The sequence below is a fragment of the Amycolatopsis cynarae genome (assembly GCF_026802195.1).
GTDB classification, from domain to species: Bacteria; Actinomycetota; Actinomycetes; order Mycobacteriales; family Pseudonocardiaceae; genus Amycolatopsis_E; species Amycolatopsis_E rhizosphaerae.
In genome coordinates this window covers 6900248-6926543 of record NZ_CP113836.1, presented here as the reverse complement: position 1 = coordinate 6926543, position 26296 = coordinate 6900248, and the positions used below count along the sequence as shown (strand labels likewise).

General features: G+C 69.5%; 29 protein-coding genes. 13 read left to right on the top strand and 16 right to left on the bottom strand.

Features of this window, described 5'->3' with window-relative positions; genetic code table 11:
- Positions 1-177 precede the first annotated feature (177 nt).
- A complete protein-coding gene (locus ORV05_RS33530; protein ID WP_268755876.1) occupies positions 178-1071 on the top strand; it encodes a hypothetical protein in 894 nt (297 codons plus the stop codon).
- 20 nt (positions 1072-1091) lie between these two features.
- Here ORV05_RS33530 and ORV05_RS33525 read toward each other — a convergent pair whose 3' ends face one another.
- Together ORV05_RS33525 and ygfZ are read right to left on the bottom strand one after the other, a co-directional pair.
- The gene (locus tag ORV05_RS33525) at positions 1092-1667 is read right to left on the bottom strand and encodes an RsiG family protein (RefSeq protein ID WP_268755875.1); all 576 of its coding nucleotides are present in this window, start codon (positions 1665-1667) and stop codon (positions 1092-1094) included.
- A 50-nt stretch (positions 1668-1717) separates the two neighbouring features.
- Positions 1718-2845 (bottom strand): CAF17-like 4Fe-4S cluster assembly/insertion protein YgfZ, encoded by a 1128-nt coding sequence (gene ygfZ / locus ORV05_RS33520; RefSeq protein WP_268755874.1) that lies wholly within the window; start codon positions 2843-2845, stop codon positions 1718-1720.
- 31 nt (positions 2846-2876) lie between these two features.
- On the opposite strand from ygfZ, the gene ORV05_RS33515 reads away from it, so the two are divergent.
- On the top strand, positions 2877-3725 hold the full coding sequence (locus ORV05_RS33515; protein WP_268755873.1) for an aminodeoxychorismate lyase: 849 nt from the start codon (positions 2877-2879) through the stop codon (positions 3723-3725).
- Here ORV05_RS33515 and ORV05_RS33510 read toward each other — a convergent pair.
- The 8 genes from ORV05_RS33510 to ORV05_RS33475 form a co-directional block, all read right to left on the bottom strand.
- Positions 3716-4567, bottom strand: coding sequence for a 5-oxoprolinase subunit C family protein (locus tag ORV05_RS33510; RefSeq protein ID WP_268755872.1), 852 nt, complete (start codon positions 4565-4567; stop codon positions 3716-3718). The genes ORV05_RS33515 and ORV05_RS33510 overlap by 10 nt on opposite strands.
- Positions 4564-5175: a 5-oxoprolinase subunit PxpB gene (gene pxpB / locus ORV05_RS33505; RefSeq protein WP_268755871.1), complete on the bottom strand. Its 612-nt coding sequence runs from the start codon at positions 5173-5175 to the stop codon at positions 4564-4566. Before pxpB ends, ORV05_RS33510 begins: the two co-directional genes overlap by 4 nt.
- Positions 5176-5180: 5 nt before the next feature.
- Entirely contained in the window at positions 5181-5795 is a 615-nt protein-coding gene (locus ORV05_RS33500) for an FABP family protein (RefSeq protein WP_268755870.1), read from the bottom strand.
- Between the two features lie 258 nt (positions 5796-6053).
- Positions 6054-6362 (bottom strand): DUF1416 domain-containing protein, encoded by a 309-nt coding sequence (locus ORV05_RS33495; protein WP_268755869.1) that lies wholly within the window; start codon positions 6360-6362, stop codon positions 6054-6056.
- Between the two features lie 2 nt (positions 6363-6364).
- Positions 6365-7201 (bottom strand): sulfurtransferase, encoded by an 837-nt coding sequence (locus ORV05_RS33490; protein WP_268755868.1) that lies wholly within the window; start codon positions 7199-7201, stop codon positions 6365-6367.
- Between the two features lie 55 nt (positions 7202-7256).
- On the bottom strand, positions 7257-7700 hold the full coding sequence (locus tag ORV05_RS33485) for a DUF4395 domain-containing protein (protein WP_268755867.1): 444 nt from the start codon (positions 7698-7700) through the stop codon (positions 7257-7259).
- Between the two features lie 206 nt (positions 7701-7906).
- Positions 7907-8353, bottom strand: coding sequence for a thioredoxin family protein (locus ORV05_RS33480; RefSeq protein WP_268755866.1), 447 nt, complete (start codon positions 8351-8353; stop codon positions 7907-7909).
- Between the two features lie 5 nt (positions 8354-8358).
- Positions 8359-9225 carry an LmeA family phospholipid-binding protein gene (locus tag ORV05_RS33475; protein ID WP_268760022.1) on the bottom strand — a complete coding sequence of 289 codons (867 nt, stop codon included), beginning with the start codon at positions 9223-9225 and terminating at the stop codon, positions 8359-8361.
- A 167-nt stretch (positions 9226-9392) separates the two neighbouring features.
- Between ORV05_RS33475 and ORV05_RS33470 the strand changes: the two genes are divergently transcribed.
- From ORV05_RS33470 to ORV05_RS33435, 8 genes are all read left to right on the top strand, one after another.
- The gene (locus tag ORV05_RS33470; protein WP_268755865.1) at positions 9393-10145 is read left to right on the top strand and encodes a winged helix-turn-helix transcriptional regulator; all 753 of its coding nucleotides are present in this window, start codon (positions 9393-9395) and stop codon (positions 10143-10145) included.
- A 33-nt stretch (positions 10146-10178) separates the two neighbouring features.
- Positions 10179-11096 carry a mycothiol synthase gene (mshD, locus tag ORV05_RS33465; RefSeq protein WP_268755864.1) on the top strand — a complete coding sequence of 306 codons (918 nt, stop codon included), beginning with the start codon at positions 10179-10181 and terminating at the stop codon, positions 11094-11096.
- A gap of 213 nt (positions 11097-11309) precedes the next feature.
- Positions 11310-12434, top strand: a complete 1125-nt coding sequence (pstS, locus tag ORV05_RS33460) for a phosphate ABC transporter substrate-binding protein PstS (RefSeq protein WP_268760021.1) — start codon at positions 11310-11312, stop codon at positions 12432-12434.
- A gap of 144 nt (positions 12435-12578) precedes the next feature.
- A complete protein-coding gene (gene pstC / locus ORV05_RS33455; RefSeq protein WP_268760020.1) occupies positions 12579-13502 on the top strand; it encodes a phosphate ABC transporter permease subunit PstC in 924 nt (307 codons plus the stop codon).
- A gap of 4 nt (positions 13503-13506) precedes the next feature.
- Positions 13507-14433, top strand: coding sequence for a phosphate ABC transporter permease PstA (pstA, locus tag ORV05_RS33450; RefSeq protein WP_268755863.1), 927 nt, complete (start codon positions 13507-13509; stop codon positions 14431-14433).
- Between the two features lie 9 nt (positions 14434-14442).
- The gene (pstB, locus tag ORV05_RS33445) at positions 14443-15219 is read left to right on the top strand and encodes a phosphate ABC transporter ATP-binding protein PstB (protein ID WP_268755862.1); all 777 of its coding nucleotides are present in this window, start codon (positions 14443-14445) and stop codon (positions 15217-15219) included.
- Positions 15220-15301: 82 nt separating this feature from the next.
- Positions 15302-16210, top strand: coding sequence for an EamA family transporter (locus ORV05_RS33440; protein WP_407652634.1), 909 nt, complete (start codon positions 15302-15304; stop codon positions 16208-16210).
- A gap of 9 nt (positions 16211-16219) precedes the next feature.
- Positions 16220-16852: a GTP pyrophosphokinase gene (locus ORV05_RS33435; RefSeq protein ID WP_268755861.1), complete on the top strand. Its 633-nt coding sequence runs from the start codon at positions 16220-16222 to the stop codon at positions 16850-16852.
- Between the two features lie 7 nt (positions 16853-16859).
- Here the strand turns inward: ORV05_RS33435 and phoU are convergent, their stop codons facing one another.
- From phoU to ORV05_RS33415, 4 genes are all read right to left on the bottom strand, one after another.
- Positions 16860-17525, bottom strand: a complete 666-nt coding sequence (gene phoU, locus ORV05_RS33430; RefSeq protein WP_268755860.1) for a phosphate signaling complex protein PhoU — start codon at positions 17523-17525, stop codon at positions 16860-16862.
- A 75-nt stretch (positions 17526-17600) separates the two neighbouring features.
- A complete protein-coding gene (locus tag ORV05_RS33425; protein ID WP_326938105.1) occupies positions 17601-19685 on the bottom strand; it encodes an LCP family protein in 2085 nt (694 codons plus the stop codon).
- Between the two features lie 282 nt (positions 19686-19967).
- A complete protein-coding gene (locus tag ORV05_RS33420; protein ID WP_407652633.1) occupies positions 19968-20672 on the bottom strand; it encodes a GGDEF domain-containing protein in 705 nt (234 codons plus the stop codon).
- Between the two features lie 172 nt (positions 20673-20844).
- Positions 20845-22545, bottom strand: coding sequence for a bifunctional metallophosphatase/5'-nucleotidase (locus tag ORV05_RS33415; protein WP_268755859.1), 1701 nt, complete (start codon positions 22543-22545; stop codon positions 20845-20847).
- Positions 22546-22724: 179 nt separating this feature from the next.
- Between ORV05_RS33415 and ORV05_RS33410 the strand changes: the two genes are divergently transcribed.
- Positions 22725-23354, top strand: coding sequence for a VanZ family protein (locus tag ORV05_RS33410; protein ID WP_268755858.1), 630 nt, complete (start codon positions 22725-22727; stop codon positions 23352-23354).
- Positions 23355-23543: 189 nt separating this feature from the next.
- Here ORV05_RS33410 and ORV05_RS33405 read toward each other — a convergent pair whose 3' ends face one another.
- Positions 23544-24179: a class I SAM-dependent methyltransferase gene (locus ORV05_RS33405; RefSeq protein ID WP_268755857.1), complete on the bottom strand. Its 636-nt coding sequence runs from the start codon at positions 24177-24179 to the stop codon at positions 23544-23546.
- Positions 24180-24231: 52 nt separating this feature from the next.
- On the bottom strand, positions 24232-24588 hold the full coding sequence (locus ORV05_RS33400) for a VOC family protein (protein WP_268760016.1): 357 nt from the start codon (positions 24586-24588) through the stop codon (positions 24232-24234).
- A 40-nt stretch (positions 24589-24628) separates the two neighbouring features.
- Here ORV05_RS33400 and mug point away from each other — a divergent pair, with 40 nt between their 5' ends.
- Together mug and ORV05_RS33390 are read left to right on the top strand one after the other, a co-directional pair.
- Positions 24629-25183, top strand: a complete 555-nt coding sequence (mug, locus tag ORV05_RS33395) for a G/U mismatch-specific DNA glycosylase (RefSeq protein ID WP_268755856.1) — start codon at positions 24629-24631, stop codon at positions 25181-25183.
- 200 nt (positions 25184-25383) lie between these two features.
- A complete protein-coding gene (locus tag ORV05_RS33390) occupies positions 25384-26175 on the top strand; it encodes a response regulator transcription factor (RefSeq protein WP_268755855.1) in 792 nt (263 codons plus the stop codon).
- Positions 26176-26296 lie beyond the last annotated feature (121 nt).

Genomic DNA, 26296 nt, shown 5'->3' with positions numbered 1-26296 from the left:
GGGACGGGGCGGCCGGGGGAAACGGCGGCCCCGCATGTTCGACAACTATTTCCTGTCCACACCGTACCTTGTCCGAGGGGGAGAATGCGACGTGGCATCTCCTCTCGTGGCGAGCATCTCTCTCACCGTGCCGCCCGTCTCGCCCCCCGGTGCGACCCGACGTGCCACGATTCAACTGTGCTTCGACCGTTCGTGGCCTACCTGCGGGTGTATGAGCCCCTGTCCGCTTTCCGTGAAACACCCGCTGACCAGCTACGAAAGGCGATCGAGGCCGTTCAGCTGACCCGGGCGACCGTCGGCGAGCGCGAACAGCGGCTGTGGCTCAAATCACAGACCTCGGCTCCGGCTCGACTGCTGCCCGCAGAGCTCCCCGACGGCCGGGCCGTCCCCGGCACCGGCACCGATTTCCTCGTGCTGGATCCGGCCGACGTACCGGGGGAGGTGGGCCCGGGGCCGTTGATCTGCCCGCTGGAGGTGCGCGCCCGCTCGGCGGCCGCACTCGTCAGCTTCCTCGGGGAGGCGCCACCCGCCCTGCGGGCCACCGTGCTCGAGGCGGGCGGGGTCAGCGCCGAGGCGGTGCGCTCCCGCGCCAGTGCGGCCTTGAGCGAACTTTCTCGCGCGGCCGTGCACGTGCTGTCCACCACCTGGACGGTCCCGCTGCCGTGGTTCGCCCTGGTCGACCCGGCGCAGCGGCGGCTGCACCTGGGCACTGGGCGTGACGACCCGGACCGAGAGCTGTCATGGCGGGTCGCCATGCCCGACGCGCTGGCACGCGCGGCCGAGGCCCGCGAACTCATCGAGAACACCCTCGGGGACTCCGGCCCCACCCGGATCCTCGCGGAAACCGAACAGTGGCTGGCCAACTTCGACCCGGCCTCGGCGGTGGAACTCGATTACGGCGGGCTCGTGCAGCTGATCGACGATCCGGTCCTCGAATCGGACGCCTCCGCCGAAGAGGTGCACGCCATCCTCGATGCGCTGCGGGCGGGGGACGTCGAGCAGATCGCCGAGCTGTTCAGCGCCCTGCGGGAGTACTGGAGCGAACTGGCCGCCATGGAGCACGCGAACTAGCTAGGACCTAGAGCTTCGGGTCAACTTCGATCTTCGTCGTCGCGGGCGCGTTCGGCGGCGAGCAGTTCGTCCACGGACGCGGTACCGCTGGCGTAGCGGGTGGCGATCTCGGCGTTGAGCAGGTCCACCACGGCCTGCACCTCGCGGCGCCGCGCGGACACCGACGCCTCCTCCTCCACGTAGTCGTGCAGGGTCGCGTCCAGCTTCGCGTCGCTGAGGGAACCGACGTCGGTCAGATCGATGTTGCCCGCCAGCGCCTCCGCCTGCCGCCGGTGCTCACCGGCCCGCGACGGCTCCAGCGCCTGATGCCGCCCGGAACCGCGGGCGGGGCGCAGCGTGTTGTCGGACAGGATGGTGGCCAACTGGTCGACGATGCTCGTCTGCCCGCCGGTGCTGCGGCGCTGCTGCTCCGCGCGCACGATGTCGATCCGGACGTGCAGGAGCCGGCGCAGGTACGACAGGTCGGTCTCTTCCTGGGCGGCCTCGTCCCGCCGCTCGCGCAGCTCACCGAGGGACAGCTCGGCGAGGGCTTCGACGTAGCCGGGGTCCAGGACGCGGTCGATGCGGCGGCGTCCACCGGGCCGGACTTCGATCACGCGGACATCCTGCTCCATCCCACCCCGGCGCGCTAGGCCGGGTTCTCCGTTCAGCCACGCAGGCGGGCGGCCGCCACCCGACCCGGCGCGGCACCCTCCGTGGGCACCGAATCCGGATCGATCGCGGCCTGCACGACGCGATCGTCGTCGCCGGCAAGCAGTTCCGCGTCGATCGGAGTCGATCGTTTGATCAGTGCCAGCGCCACCGGACCCAGTTCGTGGTGGCGCGCGACGCTGCCCACCCGGCCGACGATCCGCTCGCCCAGCCGCACCGGATCCCCCGTTTCGGGGTAGACCTCCGGTGAGCCGTCCAGGTGCAGCAGCAGCATGCGGCGGGGCGGCCTGCCGACGTTGAACACCTTGGCCACGGTCTCCTGGCCTCGATAGCACCCCTTCGCCACGTGTGCGGCACTGCCGATCCAGTTCACCTCGTGGGGGATGGTGCGCTCGTCGGTGTCCACGCCGAGGCGGGGTCGCAGCGACTCGACGCGCAGCGCGTCGAAGGCCCAGCTGCCGGCCGGGCGGGCACCGGCATCGGTGATCCGCCGCCACCAGTCCGCCAGTTCCGCCCTCGGCACCGCGAGGTCCACACTGGACCGTCCTGGCCAGGGCATCCGGCGGGCGAAACCGCCCTCGAACCCGGTCACCGCGTAGGGCGCGGCGGCGAGCTGAATGTCCAAAACGGACAGGATCTGGTCGGCGTCCGGCCCGAGCAGGGTCAGGATGGCCAGGTCACCGGTGACGTCGCTGATCTCCACCTTCGACCAGAACCGCATCGCCTCCAGGTACTCGCGCAGGGTCTGCGGGCCGCCCCTCGGCAGTGCGCTGGTGGCGTGCGCACCGGGGTCGGTGTCGAGGTAGACGGCCTCGCCCACGTGCGCCAGCACCATGTGGGTGTCGACGTGGCCCTGGCTGTCCAGGACGAGCGCCTCGGTGCTCGCACCGTCGGGCAGTTCCGTCACGTGCTGGGAAATCACCAGGTGCAACCAGGAAAGCCGCTCGGGACCGGTCACCTTGAGCACCTCACGGTGCGACCGGTCGACCACCGCGACCCCGCGGGACGCGGTGCGCTGCTCGGCGAAGGGATCGCCCCAATGCCAGGGAACCCCCTGCTCCACGACGCCCTCACCGGGCGCGATCGATCCGGGGGCGGCCAGCAGCGGCGACTGGTAGGTCATATCCGTCATCGTAGGTGAGTACCGTGGGCTCATGCGCGTACTCGCCTTCCTCGACGGCACCCTCGCCAATCCCGAAACCCCGCACATCAGGGTGGACGACCTGGGATTGATGCGCGGTGACGGCGTCTTCGAAACCATCCTCGTCGTCGACGGCGAGCCCCGGGAGCTCCGTCCCCACCTGGACCGGCTCGCCCGCTCGGCGTCGATGCTCGACATGCCGGAGCCCGACGACGAGGCCTGGCAGCGCGTGGTCGCGCAGGTGATCGACAACTGGCCCGGTGGCCACGAGTTCGCGCTGAAACTGGTTTACACGCGGGGGGTCGAGGGCGACCCCGAGGCGCGCCCCACCGCGTTCGCGCTGGGCATGGCGATCGACGAGAAGGTGATCCGTGCCCGCGCCGAGGGGGTCTCGGTGGTCACACTCGAGCGCGGGATCGACCCCGGGCTCGCAGAACGCTCGCCGTGGCTGCTGCTCGGCGCGAAGTCGCTGTCGTACAGCATCAACATGGCCGCGGGCCGCGAGGCCGCGCGGCGCGGCGCGAACGACGTGATCTTCCTGGCGACCGACGGTTCGGTGCTGGAGGGCCCCACGTCCAACGTGGTGCTCGCCCAGGGCAGGACGCTGCTCACACCCCCCGCCACGATCGGCATCCTGCCCGGCACCACGCAGGCGGCGGTGTTCCGAGGCGCCGAGCGCGCGGGCTGGAGCACCAAGATCGAGCCGCTGCACGCCGACGACCTGCGCGCGGCCGACGGCGTGTTCCTCGCCTCTTCGGTCCGAAAGCTGACCAGGGTGCACACCCTCGACGGACAGCCGTTGCGGGACGCGAGCGAGATCCACGCCGAACTGGCCGAGGCGTACGAGAACGTCTACGCCTGAGGTCGGAAACGGACGTGGGTACCGGGGCGCGCCTGCGCGAGGGCGGGCAGCGCCGCCGGTGCCACCACTCCGATCACGGGATAACCGCCGGTGGTCGGGTGATCGGCGAGGAAGACGAGCGGCAGCCCGCTGGGCGGTACCTGGACCGCCCCGGTGACGATGCCCTCGCTCGGCAGTTCGCCGTCCCTCACGCGCCGCAGCGGTTCCCCGGACAGCCGCAGCCCGACCCGGTTCGACTCGGGCGTGACCGTCCAGCGCGTGGCCAGCGCCGAGGCAGGCTCGGCGAACCAGTCGTCCCGAGGGCCGAGCAGCACCGGCACCTCGAGTTCCCGGGCGGGCGAGAGCGGGGCGAGCTCGTCCTCACCGACCGGAACGCCCTGCGGTGAGCCCAGCGGGAGGACGTCTCCCGGCGCCAGCGGGGCGGGGCCGATACCGGACAGCACGTCGCGCGACCGGCTGCCGAGTTCCGGTTCCACCGCCACCCCGCCGGACACCGCCAGATAGCAGCGCAACCCGGTCTCCGGCGTGCCGATGCTCAACGTCCGTCCCTCGGCAAGGTGCACCGGAACGTGCGAGCCCACCGGCCGCCCGTCCAGCGTGACCAGCACGGGCGGACCGGTCACCGCGATGGTGCAGGAACACCGCGCTCGCAGGCTCAGCCCACCGAGCAGTACCTCGACGCCGGCCGCGGACTCCGCATTGCCGACCAGGCGGTTGGCCAGTACCAGCGCGGGCCCGTCGAGCGCCCCCGACGGCGGCACCCCGAGATGGGCGTACCCGGGCCTGCCGAGATCCTGGATCAGCGACGAGGGCCCGGTGGCCAGTACCTCGATCGACCTCATCCCGCCCTCCGGAAGCGCACCCGGTCGCCGGGCGACAGGAGTGCCGGCCGCTCGGCCCGCGTGTCGAACAGCACCGCGGTGGTGTGCCCGAGCAAGCGCCACCCCCCGGGCGAAGATCGCGGGTAGACCCCGGTGAACTCGCCGCCCAGCCCGACCGAACCGGCGGGCACCCGCGTCCGCGGCGTCGCCAGGCGGGGCTGCCGCAGGGGCTCGGGCAACCCGGTCAGATAGGCGAATCCCGGCGCGAACCCGGTGAAGGCGACGGTGTACTCGGCACCGGTGTGCAGTTCGACGACCTCGTCCACGGACCGGCCCGCGGTGCGGGCGACCAGGTCGAGATCGTCCCCGTCGTAGTGGACGTCCAGCGTGACCAGGCGTGGCTCGGCACCGGGCGGGTGATCGAGGTCGGCGCCCTCCACGAGGTCACGGACGCGGGCGAGCCCCCGCGACCCGCGGCGTGCCACCACGAGCACCGTGCGGGCGCCGGGTACCACCTCGAGCACGTCCGGCAGGTCCGCCGCGGTCACCGTCGCGCGGACCGCGCTCGTCTCCTCGAGCGAAGCGCACTCGATCAGTACCGCGTCCGCGCCGCAGGGCAGCCAGCGCAAGTTCGTCAGCCGACGACGCGGCGGAGATAGGCGGACACGTGCGGCTGCAGTTCGTGGCCGACCATCGCGCGCTCCTCGACGTAGGCGAGGTCGCCGTTGTTCACCAGGCCGTAGAGCCGCTGCGCGCCGGTGACCTCCTTGGCGCTGGCCGTGCGGACCACCGCGTCGGTGCCCAGTTCCCAGGACGTCTGGTTGCGCGGCTTGCCGTAGAAGATCTCCATGATGCCGCTGGAATGCGCCAGCAGCAGTTCGATGGTGTCGTCGGCCTGCGGGCGCCACCAGCCCACCTCGCGGGCCGCGGGCCGGAGGACGTTGCCTTCGTCGTCGAGCAGCCAGGACCGGGCCTCGTGGAGGAGGAACGGTCTGCCGTCGTGCGCGATGGTCAACTGCTGGCCGAACCTGACCGGCTTGTCCATCGTCGGGTAGACGACCTCGCCCTCGCCGCGCCACACCCCGACCAGTGGCAGCAGCGCCAGACAGGCGTCGTTGAGGTTCGCGCCCTCGCGAAGGTTGGCCGTGTCGACGGGGATCGGCAGATCGTCGAACTGGGGCAGGTTCAGGCCCCGCGTGCTCTCCGCCCGCCGCTCCGCCGCCTGGATGGCGTCGTCGCCGCTGCTCATCGCTTCGGTACTACCTCAGCGCTGGTCGGCGTAGAGCCGGTAGACGACGTAGCACGTGAACCAGAGGATGGCGACGGCCGCGATGACCAGCAGCGTCGTAAACAGGATCTCCACGCGTGCAGGATAACTCCCGGCCGCCGGGTCCGACCCCGCCCAGCCCCGAAATGCCGCGTAGCCCACGTTCCGCCGCCCGCATACAGCAGCGGGGGACCTTTGCTGCGAATCATTCGCAGCAAAGGTCCCCCGCTGTCGAGTCCCTTACGCGACCGCGATGGTCAGCTGGTGGAGGCCGGGGCCTTCGGCGGTCACCGAGGCCTCGCCCTTGCCCGCACGGTGCAGGGCACGCACCGTCCAGGAACCGGGGGCCGCGTAGAAGCGGAAGTCCCCCTCGGGGGAGGCCTGCACCTCACCGGCGAACTCGCCGTCGCCGTTGAGCAGGCGCACGTAGGCGCCGCCCAGCGGGCCGTCGCCGCCGGTCACCCTGCCCGCCACCACGACCTCGCCGCGGGTGTCCAGGTCGGCCGGAGTGGCGGTCTGCACCGGCGCGCCGCAACCGTCTGCACTCATGATCACTTAGCTCCCGTCTCGATCGGCACGCCCACGAGCGAGCCGTATTCGGTCCACGATCCGTCGTAGTTCTTCACGTCTTCGAGCCCGAGCAGCTCGTGCAGGGCGAACCAGGAGTGGCTCGACCGCTCACCGATACGGCAGTAGGCGATGGTCGCCTTGCCGCTCTCCAGGCCGGCCCCGTCGTAGAGCTCCTTGAGCTCTTCGTTGCTCTTGAACGTGCCGTCCTCGTTGGCGGTCTTGGCCCACGGCACGTTCAGCGCGGTCGGGATGTGACCGGCGCGCTGCGCCTGCTCCTGCGGCAGGTGCGCGGGCGCCATGAGCTTGCCGGAGAACTCGTCGGGCGAGCGGACGTCGATCAGGTTCTTGGTGCCGATGGCGGCGACGACCTCGTCACGGAAGGCGCGGATCGAGGTGTCGGGCTCCTTGGCGACGTAGGTGGTGCGCTCGCGCTTGACCTCGTCCGTGCTCAGCTCGCGGCCGTCGAGCTCCCACTTCTTGCGGCCGCCGTCGAGCAGCTTGACGTTGTTGTGCCCGTAGACCTTGAAGTACCAGTACGCGTAGGCGGCGAACCAGTTGTTGTTGCCGCCGTAGAGGATCACGAGGTCGTCGTTACCGATGCCCTTCTCCGACAGCAGAGCCTCGAAACCGGCCTTGTCCACGAAATCGCGGCGGACCGGGTCCTGCAGCTCGCTCTTCCAGTCGATCTTCACGGCGCCGCGGATGTGGCCGCCGTCGTAGGCGGACACGTCCTCGTCCACCTCGGCGAAGACCACGCCGGGGGTGTCCAGGTTTTCCTCGGCCCACTGCGTCGTCACGAGGACGTCTTCACGGCTCATGGTCGGTGGCACTCTCTTCCTTGTTCCAGCTGGCTTCTTGTGGGGATGTCCGGATTCAGGACTGGGGAGCCTCGCCCGCGCTCGGCACGAACCGGCGGATCAGCAGGTACATCTCGCAGCCGAGGCAGAAGTTGAACGCCGCGTTGAGGAAGGCGGCGAACAATGCGAACGCGGTCGCGACGACACCGAGCACGGTCGCACCGGAGACGTAGCCGATGGTGCCGACGAGCGCGAACACGAACCCGACGGTCTGGGCGAACCGCAGCGGGGCGGCGTCCTCGCGTTCGGTGGGCGGCGCCAGCCTCGGTGCCACGAGCACCCGGTACAGCACCGAGTACGGGGCGGGCCGGAGTCCGATGAAGGCGCCGATCGCGAACACCACGGTCTGTGCCGCGAGCAGCGGCCACCACCCGGTGACCAGCACGACGGCGAGCACCACCGTGGTCACCACCGCGGCAAAACGGGGACCTCGCGGATCGACGGCGGGTCCTGCTGACATGTGACCTCCCCGGTCAGACGCGCGCGAAAACACGCGTCACTGAGGGAAAAGGGAATGGACGAACGGAAAAGACCCGTCAGTCCAGACACAGGCTGCTGCGCACACGGCAGAAATCGACCGCGCGACGTTGCGTCAGCAAGGTGAGGGGCAGCCTGTCCACGGCATTCAGCCTACCCAGGGTTCCCTGTTCGTGGGAACCACGTTCATCAGGTGAGACGAGTGGCGGGGATATCGGCGGAGGGCAGCTGCTCACCGAGCGCCGCCAGTACCTCGTCGCCCTTCGGCACGCCGCTGACGCGCAGCAGCTCCGTGCCGTCGGAGGTGAAGGCGATGGTGGTCGGGGTGCGCAGCACGCCCAGCGCCCGCGCCACCTCCGGCTGATCGGTCACGTCGAGCTCGACGTGGGTCAGCCCCTCGGTGCGCCCGGCCAGTGGCGCGAGCACCGCCTTCGCGTGGCGGCATGGAGCGCAGAACGAGGTGGAAACCTGGACGAGGGTGACCCCGCCCGCCGGGTCGATGACCTCGGCCACCGGTGCGGGCAGGGCGTGCTTGGACTTCTTCGCGGCCCGGATCCGGCCCTCACGGGCGTACCGCAGCGCCCCCGTGAACAGCCCGAGCACCAGCACGCCCACCACGACCCACAAGCCGGTCATCCGTTTCACCCTCCCGAAGCCATCCTGCTGAACTGTACGTTCTCGGCCTCGCCCTTGATGGTGACGGAACCGCTGTTGACAACCACCGCCGTCGGCGTCACCGCGAACGGGAGCTTCCCGGTGTCGATGGTCGCCTTGAAGTTGGGCAGCAAGGCCTTCTGCACCGCCTGGGGAACAACGGTGGTCTCCTTGTCATTCCCGTACTGCAGGCGCGCGGGGATGATCTGGATCGTCGTCCCGTGCAGCTCGATCATGGCGAAGCAGAAGATCTCGATCTTCTGACCGGCGATCTCGACGTTGCCGGAGACCCGGATCCCGGCCTTCGACTTGTCCTGCGTCTCGGGGCGGGTGGTGGCACCACCGTTCGTCGACGGCAGGTCCTGTCCGGTCTGCACGTACTCGATGCTCGACGGCTCGATCCGGAGGTCCTCGATCTTGGTCAGCGGGTCGATCTTGGCGATGTCGCTGGCCTTGATGGTGACCTGGGCGGACAGCTTGCCGATCGTGATCGCGCTCGTGTTCCCGTTCGCCAGGTCCGACAGCGGCGCGGCCACGTCGGTCAGCTCGGCGTTGACGCCCACGTCCTTGAGGTCCTTGATGGGCACGCCCGAGGCCGACAGCGAGATGTGCCGGTAGTCACCGCCGATCGCCTGGGTGGTGAACGGGAAGCCGTGGATGGTGACCGAGGGGTCGTCGGTCAGGCCCAGTTGCTGCCGCGCCTTCTGGGACACCGTGTGCTCGGCGTAGGCCGCGAGCCCGAAATCCGCCGCGACCAGGACACCGGCCAGCACGATGAGGCTGATGATGATCCGCCGGGCGCGCCGGCCACGGCGGTTCGCCGGGTGGGGGGAAGCGGTCCGGTCCTCGGTCACAGGCCTGCTCACTGTTCGTATCCGATCTGTCGGAAGTCCTGGGTCCCCAGTGTGACGTCACTGTGACGAGCACGGCACGGGGGAGGTGTTTCCAGTGTTCGCCGGTTACTCTTACTAAACACCGGCCAGGGGGGCTCGAGGCTACGAACACGGAAAAGGCGGTGGCGATGAGCTTGGACCTGCTCGTACTCACTCCCGAGGCGGAGGCTACCTCAGTCCTGCCGGCCCTGGACCTATTACCCCACACCGTCCGGGTGCGTGCTCCCGAGGTGACCGCGCTGCTGGACGCCGGGCACCGGGACGTCATCCTGCTGGACGCCCGCACCGACCTCGCCTCCGCGAAGAGCCTGTGCCGCCTGCTCAAGGGCACCGGCGAGGACGAGGCGAGCACCCCGATCATCGCCGTGGTCGGCGAGGGCGGTCTCGTGGCGGTGAGCGCCGAATGGCGCACCGACGACATCCTGCTGCCCACCGCGGGCCCGGCCGAGGTGGACGCCCGGCTGCGCCTGGCCACCACCCGCGACGGCGGGTCGACCCAGGTCGACGCCGAACTGCGGGTCGGCGAGCTGGTGATCGACGAGGCCACCTACACCGCGCGCCTGCGCCGCCGCACCCTCGAACTCACCTACAAGGAGTTCGAACTGCTCAAGTACCTCGCCCAGCACGCCGGCCGGGTGTTCACCCGCGCCCAGCTGCTGCAGGAGGTCTGGGGCTACGACTTCTTCGGCGGCACCCGCACGGTGGACGTGCACGTCCGGCGGCTGCGCGCCAAGCTCGGCCCGGAGCACGAGCAGATGATCGGCACCGTCCGCAACGTCGGCTACAAGTTCGAGCGGCCCGCCAAGGGGCACGCCAAGCCGGGCGCCGGCTCGCTCTCCTTCGACAGCGCCGACCTGCCCAGCGAGCTCTCCACTTACTGACCCGCTCACCGATCGGCGGGTACCTTCGAACCCGTGCTGAACCTGGTGTGGGTAGAGGAACTGGACGAGGCCGCCACCCGTGACGTCCGCGAGCTGCTGCTCGCGGCGCGGGCAGCGGACGGCCGCCCCGAGGTGTCCGCCGAGGGGCCGTTGCCGGGCGAGTTCGCCTCCGGGCCGCACCTTCTCGCCCGTGACGAGGGTGCCCTGGCCGGTTACGCGCATCTGGACACCGTCGGGGACTCCTTCGGCCGCCAGGTGGCCGAGGTGATCGTCCGGCCGGACCTGCGCCGCCGGGGTGTCGGAACGGCGCTCGTCGACGCCGTTGCCGCCCGGTCCGGCACGAGCGCGGGCGAGGACAAACTGCGCTTCTGGGCGCACGGGGACCATCCGGCGGCGGCGCGGATCGCCGGACGCGCCGGTCTGCGCAGGGTCCGCGAACTGCTCGTGCTGCACGTCCCGGTGGCGGGGGCGGACTGGCCCGAACCCGCCCTGCCCGAGGGCGTGTCCCTGCGCACCTTCGTGCCGGGCAAGGACGAACGGGCCGTGGTGGCCGTCAATGCCCGCGCCTTCGACTGGCATCCCGAGCAGGGCAGCCTCACCGAGGACGAGTTGCGCGCGGCCGAGCGCGAGAACTGGTTCGATCCGGCCGGGTTCTTCCTCGCGGAACGTGACGGGACGGTGCTCGGCTTCCACTGGACGAAGGTGCACCCCGCCGATCCGAAGCAGTTCGGCGGCGAGGAGGTCGGCGAGGTGTACGTGGTCGGGGTGGATCCCGGCGCGCAGGGCGGGGGACTGGGCAAGGCGCTGACCCTCGCCGGGCTGCGTCACCTGCGTGAGCGCGGCCTCGGGCAGGTCATCCTGTACGTCGAGGGCGACAACGCCCCCGCACTGGCGGTCTACTCGCGCCTCGGGTTCACCCGATTCGCCACCGACGTCCAATACTCTCTGTAATCATTGTTTCGCCGCGTTAACCGAATGACGCTGTACCATCACGGATCGCAAACCCGCAGGTCACAGCAAGGACACGACAACCCTTCGGGTGAAGAAGGCCACGTGGAAAAGGTGCTCTTGTTCACCTCTCGTTAACCCAGATCCGGCCGTGTGTCCACCCTGTCTGCCTAGTGTCCGGTTTCGGAAAGCTCACATAGCTCGGAGGACATGACAGTGAAGATCATGCGGCCGATGGGTGCGGTCGGCATCGTGGCCAGCGCGGCTCTTGCGCTCGCCGCCTGTGGCTCGGACCCGGCGTCCAACACCGGCACCAGCACGTCGGGCGCGGCCAGCGCGGCCACGGGCACGGCGAACGTCCAGTGCGGGGGCAAGTCGCCGCTTTCCGGTGAGGGCTCGACCGCCCAGAAGACCGCGATGGACATCTTCGCCCAGCAGTACGCGAAGGCGTGCGCGGGCCAGGTCGTCAACTACAACGCCACGGGCTCCGGCGCGGGCGTGAAGCAGTTCAACGCCAAGCAGGTCGACTTCGGTGGTTCGGACTCCCCGATCAGCGGTGCCGACGCCGAGGCCGCCAAGACGCGCTGCGCGGGCAACCCGGCGTGGAACCTGCCGATGGTCGTCGGCCCGGTCGCCATCGCCTACAAGCTGGACGGCGTCACCAACCTGACCCTGACCGGCGAACTCGCCGCCAAGATCTTCAACGGCCAGATCAAGACCTGGAACGACCCGGCAGTGGTCGCCGCCAACCCGGGCGTCAACCTGCCCGCCAAGCCGATCCAGGTGTTCTCCCGTTCCGACGAGTCGGGCACCACCGACAACTTCCAGCACTACCTGGCCGCCGCCGGCAAGGGTGCCTGGACCCAGGGCACCGGCAAGGCCTTCAAGGGCGGCGTCGGCAACGGTGCCTCCGGTTCCAACGGTGTCGCCTCGGGCATCCGCGGCGCCGACGGTGCCATCGGCTACGTCGAGTCCTCCTACGTCAAGGACGGCCTGACCGCCGCCAAGCTGGACAGCGGTTCGGGCGGTGTCGAGCTCACCCCGCAGAACGTCGCCAAGGCGCTCGACGCGGCGGCCTTCAAGGCCCCCGGCACCAACGACCTGGCCATGGACCTCGACAAGATCTACGCCAGCAACACCCCGGGCGCCTACCCGCTGCTGCTGGCCACCTACGAGATCGTCTGCTCGAAGGGCTACGACGCGGACACCGCGAAGGCGGCCAAGGCCTTCCTGACCACCGCCGCCACCACCGCCCAGCAGCCGATCGCGGACAAGGGCTTCGTGCCGCTGCCGCAGAGCCTGCAGGACAAGGTGCTGACCGCGGTCAACGCGATCTCCTGAGGCTGGAGTTCAGTTCGGAAACAGGTTGGACTTAGACAACCAATGAGCGAACCAAGCTCGACGCGGACGCCCACCGGGAACCCCGGTGGGCGTCCGTCGTCGTCTCGACCACTACCGGAGGCCAAGATCAAGGCCAAGACCAAGGTGCGGCCCGGTGACCGCATCTTCCAGAACCTGACAACCGGCGCCGGCGCTCTCGTCGTGGTCATCATCGGCCTGATCGGCCTGTTCCTGCTGGTTCAGGCCATTCCGTCGCTGAAGGCCGACGAGGTCGGCTTCCTCACGTCACGGGAGTGGTCGACGGGCGACCCGGCTCACCTGCGCTTCGGCATCCTCGACCTGCTGCTGGTCACCGTGTTCAGCTCGGTGGTGGCACTGGTGTTCGCGATGCCCATCTCGCTGGGGATCGCGCTGTTCCTCACCCAGTACGCACCCAAGAAACTCGCCCGCCCGTTCGCCTACGTCATCGACCTGCTGGCGGCGGTCCCGTCGATCATCTTCGGCCTGTGGGGCATCCTGGTGCTCGCGCCGGAGCTGGCACCGGTCTCGCAATGGCTCAACCAGGCGCTCGGCTGGATCCCGATCTTCGGCAAGGGCAACGTCTACCCCAACTTCGCGGGCACCATCTTCACGGCGGGCGTGGTGCTGGCGGTGATGCTGCTGCCGATCATCACCTCGCTCTCGCGCGAGGTGTTCGACCGCACCCCGCCCGCGCAGATCGAAGGCGCCCTCGCGCTGGGCGCGACCCGGTGGGAGGTCATCCGCACCACGGTGCTGCCGTTCGGCAAGGGCGGCTACATCGGCGCGTCGATGCTCGGCCTCGGCCGCGCGCTCGGTGAGACCATCGCGGTGACCGTCATCCTGTTCATCCCGCGCGGAGCGCACTTCGACTGGAGCATCTTCGACGGCGGCGCGACGTTCGCCTCGCAGATCGCCACGAACGCCAGCGAGTTCAACAACCCGACCTCGGCAGGCGCCTACATCGCCTCGGGCCTGGTGCTGTTCGTGCTGACCTTCGCGGTGAACTTCGGGGCCAGGGCCATCATCGGCGACCGGAAGGGCAACTGACGCGATGACGAGCACCCTGTCCGAAACCGAACGCCCCGCGTCCAGCCCGGCGTTCCAGCACATCAGCCTCGCCCGCCGGGCCAAGAACACCCTGGCGACCGTGCTGGTGTGGCTGTCGTTCCTGATCGCCGTCGCCCCGCTGGTGTGGGTGCTGTACACGGTGATCGCCAACGGGATCAAGCGCATCCCCTACAGCAACTGGTGGACCCAGGACTTCGGGTCGGTGCTGTCCGACGAGGTGGGCGGTGGTGTCCTGCACGCCATCGTGGGCAGCCTGGAGCAGGGCCTGGTCTGCGCCGTCATCGCGGTGCCGCTCGGGCTGCTGGTGGCGATCTACCTGGTGGAGTACGGCCGCAACGCCCGCCTGGCCAAGGTCACCACCTTCATGGTGGACATTCTCTCCGGTGTCCCGTCGATCGTGGCGGCACTGTTCATCTACGCCCTGTGGGTGACCACCTTCGGCCTGCCACGCAGCGGGTTCGCGGTGTCGCTGGCCCTGGTACTTCTGATGATCCCGGTCGTGGTCCGCTCGGCCGAGGAGATGCTGCGGATCGTGCCGGACGACCTGCGCGAGGCGTCCTACGCACTCGGCGTGCCGAAGTGGAAGACGATCATGAAGATCGTGCTGCCGACCGCGCTGTCCGGCATCATCTCCGGCATCATGATGGCGCTGGCGCGCGTGATGGGGGAGACCGCTCCGCTGCTGGTGCTGGTGGGCTACTCGGCCTACACCAACTGGAATCTGTTCGGCCACGAGCAGGCCTCGCTGCCGCTGCTCATGAACAACGAGCGGGCGACGAACTCGATGGAGCCCGGTAGCGTCGGTTTCGACCGCATCTGGGGCGCAGCGCTGACGCTGGTCCTCATCATCGCCCTGATCAACCTCGTCGCCACGGTGATCTCCCGCGTGGTCGCCCCGAAGAAGAAGTGAGCTTTCGCGATGGCTAAGCGAATCGACGTCAAGGACCTCGACATCTACTACGGCAAGTTCCACGCCGTGGACAGCGTGACGCTGTCCGTGCCGCCGCGGAACGTCACCGCCTTCATCGGGCCCTCCGGTTGCGGCAAGTCCACCGTGCTGCGCACCCTCAACCGCATGCACGAGGTCATCCCCGGCGCGCGGGTCGAGGGCCAGGTGCTGCTCGACGGCGAGGACATCTACGCGTCCAACGTGGACCCGGTGCAGGTGCGGCGCACCATCGGCATGGTGTTCCAGCGCCCCAACCCGTTCCCCACGATGTCCATTCGCGACAACGTGGTGGCGGGCCTGAGGCTGGCGGGCAACAAGAACAAGAAGTCGCTCGACGAGATCGCCGAGCGGGCCCTGCGCGGGGCCAACCTGTGGAACGAGGTCAAAGACCGGCTGAACAAGCCGGGCGGCAGCCTCTCCGGCGGTCAGCAGCAGCGGCTGTGCATCGCCCGCGCCATCGCGGTGAAGCCCGACGTGCTGCTGATGGACGAACCCTGCTCGGCACTCGACCCGATCTCGACCCTGGCGATCGAAGACCTGATCGGTGAGCTGAAGAAGGACTACACGATCGTCATCGTCACCCACAACATGCAGCAGGCGGCGCGCGTTTCGGACCAGACCGCGTTCTTCAACCTGGCCGGCGTGGGTCAGCCCGGCAGGCTGGTCGAGCTGAACGACACGGAGAAGATCTTCTCGAACCCCAACGAGAAGGCCACCGAGGACTACATCTCCGGCCGCTTCGGCTGATCCGCCGTTTCCGCGAAGGGCCGTGAGGGACTCCCTCACGGCCCTTTCCCTGTGCTCGGGCCCGAAGTGGGAGGATCGAAACGTGGTTTCAGTGCATGTGGACGAGTTGGGCGGGCGGTTGCCGCGACCGCGGGTGGCCGGGCCTGCCGCCCGCGCGCTGGGCGCGATCCCGCCGCCGGTGCAGATCCTGGTCGGCATCGTCAGCGTGCAGGTCGGCGCCGCACTGGCCAAGCAGTTGTTCTCCGTCGCGGGGGCGGCGGGCACCGTCACCCTGCGGCTGTTCTTCGCCGCGCTCGTGCTGCTGCTGGTGTGGCGGCCCACGCTCCGGCTCGGGCGGCGCGCGTGGCCGGTGGTGGTCGGCTACGGCCTTGTGCTCGGGCTGATGAACCTGACCTTCTACCAGGCGCTCGCCCGCATCCCGCAGGGCATCGCGGTGACCATCGAGTTCCTCGGCCCGCTCGTGGTGGCGCTGGCCGGATCCCGCCGCCTGCTCGACGCCGTCTGGGCGCTGCTGGCCGCGGGCGGCGTCGTACTGCTCGCCGAGACCCGCGGCGACCTCTCCCTGCTCGGCATGCTGTTCGCGCTGTGCGCCGGAATCTGCTGGGGCGCCTACATCCTGCTCGGCGCCGCCCTCGGCAACCGCACCTCCCAAGGCAACGGCCTGGCACTGGCGATGGCGGTCGCGGCGATGATCGCGATGCCCGCGGGGATCGCGGAAACCGGCACCGGGTTGCTCTCGCCGTGGGTACTGGTGATCGGGCTGGCCGTGGCGTTGCTGTCCTCGGTCATCCCGTACTCACTCGAACTGGAGGCCCTGCGCAGGATCCCGCCGCGCGTGTTCGGGGTGCTGATGAGCCTGGAGCCCGCGGTGGCCGCGCTCGCCGGCCTTGTCGTGCTGCACGAGTCGCTGCAACCATTGCAGTGGCTGGCCCTGTGCTGCGTGGTCGCGGCCTCGATCGGCGCCACCCGGTCGGCCTCTTCGGCTGGCTAAGCTGGGATTATGACCGTACTGGACGATCCGCGGACCGTCGCCGCGCTGCGCGACCTCGGCCGGGAGCTGATGGTCTACAAGTTCGGCGTCGACGAACTGATGACGAAGCTGCGGATCCTGTCCGAGGAGTTCGACTTCGCCCACCAGCACGACCCGATCGAGCACATCACGAGCCGGGTGAAGCAGCCCGAGGCGATCGTGCGCAAGCTCCGGCGCAAGGGTCTCGCGCCGAGCCTGGACGCGGTACGGGAGCACATCGAGGACGTCGCCGGTATCCGGGTGGTGTGTCCGTTCGTCCCCGACGTGTACCTCGTCGCGGACATGCTGGCGGCGCAGGACGACGTGGAGATCGTCCGCACCAAGGACTACATCGCCGAGCCCAAACCCAACGGCTACCGCAGCCTCCATCTGATCGTGCGCATCCCGGTGTTCCTGTCCGACCGCGTGGAGCGGGTCAAGGTGGAGATCCAGATGCGCACGATCGCGATGGATTTCTGGGCCGCCGTCGAACACAAGCTGTTCTACAAGTACGACGGGGAGGCCCCCGCCGACTTCGGCGGCGAGTTGCGGGCCGCGGCCGCGACCGCGGCCGACCTCGACTCCCGGATGACGGCGCTGCACCAGCGCCTCCGGCGGGAGTGAGCCCGGCTCAGATGTCCTCGTCGGAGCCGTAGCCCGGCATCTTGCCGGTGGCCACGAACACCATGCGCTTCGCCACCGAGACCGCGTGGTCGGCGTAGCGCTCGTAGAACCGGCCCAGCAGCGTGACGTCCACGGCCGCGGGCACCCCGAACTCCCAGTCCTTGGCCATGATCACGCTGAACAGGTGGCGGTGGATCTCGTCGACCTGGTCGTCGTCGGCCTCCAGGGAACGAGCCGCCTCGACGTCCTTGGACTTGATGACCTCTTCGGTCCGCCGCGCCAGCCGCACCACGGCCTCGCCCATCTCGGCGAAGTAGGGCTGGACGGGCTCCGGCAGCGCGTTCGCGGGGTGGCGGCGCCGGGCGGCCTTCGCCACGTGCAGTGCCAGGTCGCCCATGCGCTCCAGGCTTTCCGCGGCGTGGATCACCGCGAGCACGGTGCGGAGATCGGTCGCGACGGGAGCCTGCAGTGCGAGCAGGGCGTAGGCCTCCTCCTCGCACTGGGCGCGCGCGTCGTCGATCTTCGAGTCGTCCCCGATGACCTGCTCCGCCAGGGCAAGGTCTGCCTCCAGCAGTGCCTTGGTGGCCCGCTCCATCGCGGTGGCGGCCTGAGCCGACATATCGGCCAGCTTGCCGGCCAGCTCTTCGAGTTCGACGTGATAAGCCTCGCGCATGCCCACACCTTACGACCCGAACGGGCTAAACACCGCATCGCAGAGTGAACCCGGGGTGAACCGCCGCTAACGGTTCTAGGGGTTCGACTGCGGGCTTGCGGAGGACGGCGAACCGGTCCCCGGCAGCGGGGTGTTCTGGATCAGCGCCTGGAAGATGGCCTTGGCCTTGCTGTCCAGCAGCACCTCGTTGCCCCGCGAGTTCGCCTCGCCGGTGGTCGGCACGGTCATGAAGGCGACCTTCGCCGGATCCAGGCCCTTCATCGACTGGGCCAGGGTCAGCATCTGGTCGACACCGATGTTGTCGCCGAAGGTCGCCTTGGCGAAGGCGGTGACGAAGGCGGACAACTGCGAAGGACTGGTCAGCACGCCATGGGACATGGCCTTCTTCATCAAGGCGCCGATGAACTGCTGCTGGCGCTTGATCCGGCCGTAGTCGGAGGTCGGGTCGCCCACCACGTGCCGCGCGCGGACGAAGCTCAGCGCCTGGTCTCCGGAGATCGTCACGTCCCCGGTCTGCGAGATCACCATGCCGAGCACGGTGTCCTTGATCGGGGCGTCCAGGTGCACGGTCACCCCCTGGACGGCGTCCACCATTTCCTTGAAGCCGTTGAAGTCGACACCGATGAAATGGTTGATGCGCATCCCGGTCAACTGCTGCACCCATTTGGTGAGGCAGCGGGGGCCGCCGACCGCGTAGGCGGTGTTCAGCTTGACCTTCGTCTCCGCGGGCACGACGTCGTCGGTGTACTCGTTCTTGACGTTGTCGAAACGGTTGCAGGACGGGCGCGAGATTTCCAGGTCGCGGGGGAAGGAGATGACCACCACGCGCTGCCGGTCCGCCGGGACGTGCGCGAGCATCACCGTGTCGGAACGCGCCCCCTCGACCTGCTGGGCGTTGCCCACGTTTTCGTCGGGGGAGGCCCCGACCCGCGTGTCGGACCCGGCGATCAGGAAGTTCTCGTCGCCGAGTTGTGCCGGGGCGTCCTGGATGTCGGCCGAGTTCTCGTCGAGTGCCGCGATTTCGGTGAACTTGCTGTTGAACCAGGTCTTGGTGCCCCACAGGGCCCCGATGCCGAGGAACACCAGTGTGGCGAGCACCGCGGCGACGATTCGTCCGACGAGGATGGAGCGCTCGTTCTTGCGCTGTTTCTTCTCCTGCAGGCGGGTCTGCGGAGCGGGCTGCTCCGGTTCCGCTGCGGGTTCGGCCTCGGCCTCGGCGTCGGTCTGGGCGGGCCGGATCGGCGAGATCGCCCGCTGGAACACGGTGCGGGTCTGCTCGAACAGCTGCGCCGGACGCGCGGCGAGTTTTTCGAGTCGCTGCTTGCGTTTGGCCTCCTCGGCGGCCAGTTCGTCATGGGCCGCCGAGAAACGGGCGAGCGTGTGGTCGATCTTGCGGCGGACCTTGGTGCTGTCGTCGATCGGCTCCAGCTCGTCGGTCATCGTCAGCCGGTCTTCCGGCGTGACGATCCGGGGCCGCGGGGGAGCCGGCGGGGGGCTCGCGGGTCGCGCCGGGCGCGCCTGCGGCGACTCGGGTTCGGCGGGCGGCCTGCGGCGCACCGGCGCCGCGATCCTGGTCGCCTCGGCCTCGGCCGGCGGGGCGGCCTTCGGTGGCACGGCCTTCGGCAGGGCAACGGCCTTCGGTGGGGCGGCGACAGGCCGTGCCGGACGGGCCTGGGGCGACTCCGGTTCCGCGGGCGGCCTGCGGCGGACCGGCGCCTCAGGCGCCACCGGTGCCACAGCCCTGGACGCCAGTTGCGGCTGAGGCCCTTGAGGCGCCGGAGGTGTGGGCGGCGCGGGGGAGCGATGCCGCCCGGGGGCCTCGCCTGCCGGGGGCGCGGAGGCCGCCCGGCGGGGCGGGGCGGCCGCTGCGGGCGGGACCGGCGGTGAGGCCAGCGGCGGCCGAGGCGGGCGGACGGCGGGCGGGACCGGCGGACGGCGCTGGACGGGGGATTCGGAGCTGCGGGGATCGGCGGTGGGCGCGGCCGGTGCGGCACGCCGGGCCACCGGTGGCAGCGACGGGTGCGGCTCGCGCGGCCTGCGCTCGGACGATCGGGCCGCTTCGCTCTTGGCCGCCGTCGCGCCCGCCGTGTCGAACACCGGGCGGATCCCGGTGTGCTGGGCGAGCACATCCGAAACGCTGATTCCGCCTGGTGTGTCCACGGAGCGGCGCCGTCGACCTGCCCGGGAAGGGCTGCCGGTGTCTCGGGAGCCGGGGCCGGCAGCATGATCGTCGGGCACCCGGTCTCCTCTCGAAGCTCTGGTCGGCGGAACCCCGTCGAAGGTTTGATCGCCGGCGTGGCGAGCATCGTTATCGTACGGATACTCGCCGTTCCTGACGACACCCTCCCACGAATTTTTTTACGCACAGTGGGAGAACGGGTGCCGGGTGCGACAAACCGGGTGAACCGAGCGGTGACGAAAAGAGTAATGGCCGGACGCCAACTACGGTCTGTATTGGATAACGTACCCGTCTTCGCTGTCTCGATAAGCGACCCGATTGCGGCCGGCCCGCTTCGCCGCGTAGAGCAGCCGGTCGGCGTCGAGCACCTGTGCCCAGGTTCCGCCCCCGGCGCCGCAGGCGAGCCCGACACTGACCGTCACCGCCAGTCCGGGGCACAACTCCGGCCACGGGTGTTCGGCCACTTTGGTCCGGACCTGTTCCGCGAGCAGGATCGCGTCGCCGGCCGCGACGGCGGGCAGGACGAGCACGAACTCTTCGCCGCCGTAACGGGCGCAGAAACCCTGGGGCGGCAGGCCTTCGCCGAGCAGCGCGGCTACGCGCCGCAGCACCTGGTCACCGGTGAAATGCCCGAAGTTGTCGTTCACGTTCTTGAACAGGTCGATGTCCACCAGCGCGACCGCGAACGGGGCGGGCAGATCGGCCAGTTTCCGGTCGAGGTACCGGCGGTTGTACACCGCGGTCAGCGCGTCACGCAGACTCTCTTCCCGCGCCTGCGCGCGCTCCCGGCGCAGGCGGTCCACCTCGCGGCGCAGTTGCTCGGGAATCACCGGCGGACACGCGCGAGACAGCTCGAGCGCCGCCCGGAGATGCTGGTAAGCACGCTCCCAGTCGCCCTGCGAGGCGAACGCCCCCGCGATCGACTCGTGCAGGCTCACCGCGTCCGACATCGCCTGCTCGGTCGACACGGCCTTCACCTCCGTCCCGCATGTTCTGTCGTCTACAGAGAGGCGCGGCTTGAGCGATCGGGACAGCCAAACATGAACTCCGCTCACTTGGACGAGCGTGGTTGCGCTCCGTGTCGGGAACGGGTTCCCGGCCGAGTGAACCGAGTCGGCCGGGAACCCGTTTCCGGCCGAACTATGCGACCACGGTGATCCGGTCGGCCGCGGGCGGCGCGATCCCGGGGTGGGCGCCGAGGTAGGCGACCAGCGCGTCGAGATCGACCGGTCCACCGGTGAGACCGGTACCCTTGGTGAACTCGGTGAAACCATCGCCGCCCGCGGCGAGGAAGTTGTTCACCGAAACCCGGTAGGTGCCGGCCGGGTCGAGCGGGACGCCGTCGATCGTGATGTTCGAGATCTTCGCACCGATCGGCGCCGAAGCCGAGTAGGTGTAGTGCAGGGTCGAGGAGATCTGCAGGATCCGCGTGCTGCTCGCGGTCCACTGCTGCTCCAGCACGTTCTTCAGGTTCGCGCCGGTCAGCGTGATCGTCTGCATGATGTTGGAGAACGGCTGCACCGTGAACGCCTCGCCGTAGGTCACCACACCGTCGCCTTCGCCTGCCGGAGACGAGGTGTAAGTGAGGTCGGCACGGATTCCACCCGGATTGGTGATCGCGACCTGGGCCCCGTTACCGGTAGTCGCCGCCAGTTGTGCGTCGGCGATGACGTCACCCAGCGGCGATTCGCCGGACGGCCCGCCCGCCGCCTTCAGATCCGCGGTGATGGTCCCGACCTTCTTGTTCGCGATCGGCGCCGACTCCGCTTTCGCCTGGTCGACCAGCTTCTGCACCGCCGGGTCCGCGGGCACGTCCCGGGTGACGATCTCGTTGCGAGCCACGGTCGCCGAGCGCACCACGTCGCGGGTCCTGCGGTCGATCTTGAGGTCGACCACCGAAAGCAGTCGCCCGAACGAGGCACCCTGGATCACCGGTCGGGGGTTGCCCGCCGGATCGTTGATCAGGCAGTTGTACTGCTGGTGGCTGTGTCCGGTGAAGATCGCGTCCACACTCGGCGAGACCTGCTTGGCGATCTGGGTGGCCGGACCCGGCGTGACGGTGCAGTCGTTCGGACCACCGCCGCCGGTGTTGTCCCCCTGGTGCAGCAGCACGACCTGCGAGCGGATGCCGAGCCGGTCCAGCCAGCCCGAGGTGCGGTTGATCGCCTCGACCTCGTCACCGAAGTGGAGCCCCTTGATCGCGCTCGGGGTGACGACGGTGGGGAGGTCCTTCAGCGTCGCGCCGATGATGCCGATCGGCACCCCGCCGGCAACCCGGATGGTGAACGGCAGCAGGGCGGGCCTGCCGTTGTCGAAGGTGACGTTGGCGCCGAGGAACGGGAAGTCCGCCCCCTGGAAGGAGTCCTCGAACTGGCAGCCGTCGGTCGGGTGGCAGCCGCCGGTCTGCATCCGCCGCAGTTCCTGGTATCCCTCGTCGAGCTCGTGGTTGCCGACGACCGAGGCCTGCACGCCGATCTCGTTCAGGAAGTCGATGGTGGGTTCGTCGTGGAACAGCGCCGAAGTGAGCGGCGAGGCGCCGATGTTGTCGCCCGCCGACAGCACCAGCGAATTGCGCGCCTGCGCTTCGAGTTGCTTGACGTGCGTTGCCAGATAGGCGGCACCGCCCGCGTCGACCGTGCTGCCATCCGCCAGCTTCACGCGGCCGGAGGACCCCGAGGGCGGCTCGAGGTTGCCGTGGAAGTCGTTGAGGGTGATCAGCCGGACGTCCGTGGTCTGATCCACCGGATGCGCGGACGCGGGCGTCGCGCCGACGGTCACGGCCGCGAGCGCGGCGGCGGTGGCCGCTACGGCACGTCGCAGCACGCGAGGTGAAAGAGTCATTTTTCCTCCGATAGGGGGCATATCGGAGGGGATCTTGCCTGCGGAGAGCGATCACCACCAGCGTAGAAAGGTTGATGTCAGGTAAACCTCGCATGATCGGCCACTTGGCCGATCCCCAGCTCGGACCACCGGCCCTTCGACCGATCCGGCCGCCCCCTCCCCGGCCCTACCGTCGGATCATGACATCAGCCCAGGTCAACGCCCTCGGAACCGGTCTACTCGCCTTCCTCGCCCTCTGGGGAACGGTGCTCGTCCCCCAGCTGATCATCCAGCGGGCCCGGTTCGGCCGGTTTCTGCCGGGGCGGATCGCGACGACGGCGGCCCTGCTGTGCTACGCCTGCCTCACCCTCGCGGTGGTGCTGCTGCCGCTGCCCGGACCGAATGCGCACCGGCTGGTGCAGACCATCCAGCTCACCCCGTTCCAGTGGATCACCGACGTGCGCACGGACCGGGTCGCCCCCGGCCTGTGGCACTCGATCACCACCACCGCCTTCGAGCAGATGGCACTGAACGTGCTGCTCTTCGTCCCGCTCGGGATCTTCGCGCGGATGCTGTGGCGGCGCGGGCTGGTGGGCACCACCCTGCTCGGCTTCGCCTGCTCGTTGGCGATCGAACTGACCCAGCTGACCGCGAACTGGGGGACCGCGCCGTTCCAGTACCGGATCTTCGACGTGGACGACCTGATCACCAACACCACGGGTGCCGCGCTCGGCTGGATCGCCGGTGCACTGCTGCTCGCCCTGCGGGCCTCAGCGGTCCCAGCGCAGACGGCTCGGCGCGAGCGGATCCACCTCACCCAGACTCGCTAGGCGTGCGGCCCTGCGCAGGGCCGCACGACGCGCTGCCCGCCGGTTCTCCCACGCCACGGTCACCGCGGCAGCCATGAAGATCAGCAGCACGAGCCCGAAGACGATCGCGATTTCCACACCGCCTCCTTTGGCGCCGTCCTTGTGTGGTAGATCACAAACGGTACGCCCTCGAAGTCGACTTGGCCACCGTCAAACGGACACAACACCGAACCAGGTGCGCTCGGGATCGCGCCAGCCCTCGAAGGCGAGCCCGGCTTCGGCCAGGTGCGACACGAGGTTTGCCTCGGTCAGGCGATACGCGGTGAACCGCTGTTCCCAGCGCCCGCCTCGTGCCTCGTACCGGACAGTGGCGGTGAGCGCCTCGTTGCGGCGCACGATGTCACGCAGGCTGACCCGGACTTCGCCAAGCATCCCGCCGTCCCCTTCGGCCAACCGGTCGAACCACTCCGGCGGGTGCCATTCGATAAGTGCCCGCCCGTCGTCCGACAGGTGACGCCGCACTGCGGCGAGAAGGCCCCGGATGCCGGAACCGTTGATCAGGTGACTCGCGAGGAGGACAGCGTCGAAGCCTCGCCCGAGGCGCAGGTCCTCGATCCGCGCGCACACCTTTTCCGCTCCGCGGAGGTGAGCCAGCATTTCGGGCGAATCGTCGACCGCCGTCACCGGGTGGCCCAGTTCGACGAGCCGGTGCGCGATCCTGCCGGTGCCGCACCCGAGATCGAGCACCGTCGCACCGGCGGATATCGCCGCGTGCACGATCTCGGCCTCGCCCGCGGCGGGCAACATGGTGTAGACCTCGACTGGGCAGCCATCGGCAGTGATCACGCCACTCCCATCGTCGTCCGTTTCGCCGCCGCGATCGCGTCACGGTCACCCCTCAGCGCGGTGGCAGCACGCAGAATTCGTTGCCCTCGGGATCGGCGAGCACGATCCAGGGGAAGGACGGCTCGTCCGCGACGAGAGTGGCGCCGAGTTCGCACAGCCTTCGCACCTCGTCGGCCTGGGTGCCCGCCACGGGGGCGAGGTCGAGGTGGAGACGGTTCTTGACCACCTTGTCCTCGCCGACGGGCTGGAAGAGCAGCATCGGTCCGTCGCCGGTGATCTCCAGGTACTCCAGTCCGACCGCGTCGCGCCAGTGCCGCGTGAGTTCGTAGCCGAGGGCCGCACACCAGAAGCGCGCGAGCGCGTCCGGCTGGCGGCAGTCGATGGCGATGGCGAGAATCCGGCTGGTCATGTGGTCCCTTCGCTGGGGTGCGACGGCAGAATGAGCCCGCATGTCCTCCTTCCGCCCCACGAAGAAGCAGCTGGCCGAGGCGCACGGCAGCACGATTCCCGACGTCATCGCGCCCGGGCTGGCCGTGCTGTTCTGCGGGATCAACCCGAGCCTCTACTCGGGCGCCACCGGGTACCACTTCGCCCGGCCCGGCAACCGCTTCTGGGGCGCGTTGCACGGCGGCGGTTTCACCCCGCGCCGTCTGGACCCGAGTGAGCAGGACGAGTTGCCGCGGTACGGGCTGGGGATCACGAACCTGGTGGGCAGGGCGACGGCGCGGGCGGACGAGCTGACCGAGGCGGAGTTGCGCGAGGGAGCGGTCACCTTGACCCGGAAGGTCGAACGGTACCGGCCGCGCTACCTGGCCGTGGTCGGGATCACCGCCTACCGGACGGCGTTCGGCCACCCCAAGGCCGCGCTCGGACCTCGGCCGGAAAAGATTGCCGGAACGCCGCTTTGGGTACTGCCCAATCCCAGTGGTCTCAACGCCCACTGGACGGCGGCGACGCTGGCTAAGGCCTTCGCCGAGCTCCACCGTGAGGTCTACTCAGAGTAGCGCGAAACTCGGCGGGGTGAAGCCGCGTCATGTAGGCCATTCTGGTTACTCCCTCAGAGGACAGAGTCATGTCCGGCCGATCCCAAGCAGGGGGGATCGGGTCGCGGTAGCAAGAGCGCCCGGCGAGGCCATCGAGGGGGGGTGGCCTCGCCGGGCCAAAGGCCTCGCGCCGGCCATGACCGTGCCGAGACGAGGTCGTGATGACGCGCAGTAACGAGCCACCCCGGGCATCGCAGGGCCCCGGCCCCGCCCGCAGTCTCGGTGTCGCGGCCGTCGACCCGGTGCCGATCTGCCGGGAGGGCCTGTCCGCAATCGTGCAGCGCACTCCCGGACTGCACTGGGCCGGAGGCGTGGGAACACCGCACTCCGCACTGCAACTGGCCGAGCAGGTGCGGCCGGACGTGATCCTGATCGACTCCGGGCTGGACCCCCACGGTCACCTGACGAAACTGCTGGTGCACGGCGATCCCGCGGTGCTGGTGATCATGCTGCTCCGTGAGGCGCACCGGAATCCGGTGTTCCTGCAGTCCGCGCTGGTGGCCGGGGTGCACGGCGCGCTGCCGCGCATCGCCGAGCCCCGGCGGCTCGTCGAGGCCATCCGTCGTACCCATCTCGACCGCCGCTACCTCGACCCCGCGCTGGCGCAGCTCACCACCGCTCCCCGCCAGGCCCTGCACCAGGGCGAGGCGGCGCACCGGGTGCGGATGCCCCTGTCCCGCCGGGAGTACCAGGTGCTGCAGCTCGTCGCGGACGGACTGGAGAACGCCGCGATCGCCAAGCTGCTCTACCTCTCCGTGGAAACGGTGCGCACCCACGTGAAGAGCATCCTTCGCAAACTGTCCGCGCGTGATCGGACGCATGCCGTGGCGATCGCCTTCCGCAACGGCATCCTCGTCGCCCAGCCGACCGACAACACCGAGGCCGCGGAGCGGGTTTCCCCTACTCGCACCCGGGTTAACCAGCCCGGCCTGGCCGAGCACCGAGCCCGCTGAGGCGCCTTCTGGGTCACACACCACCGGCCCCCCTTGCCCCGGTTACCAGCAGGTAATATCCTGAAGTTACCGGCCAGTAGGGGACCAGCATGCGCCCAGCCGGATACCCGATACACGACGG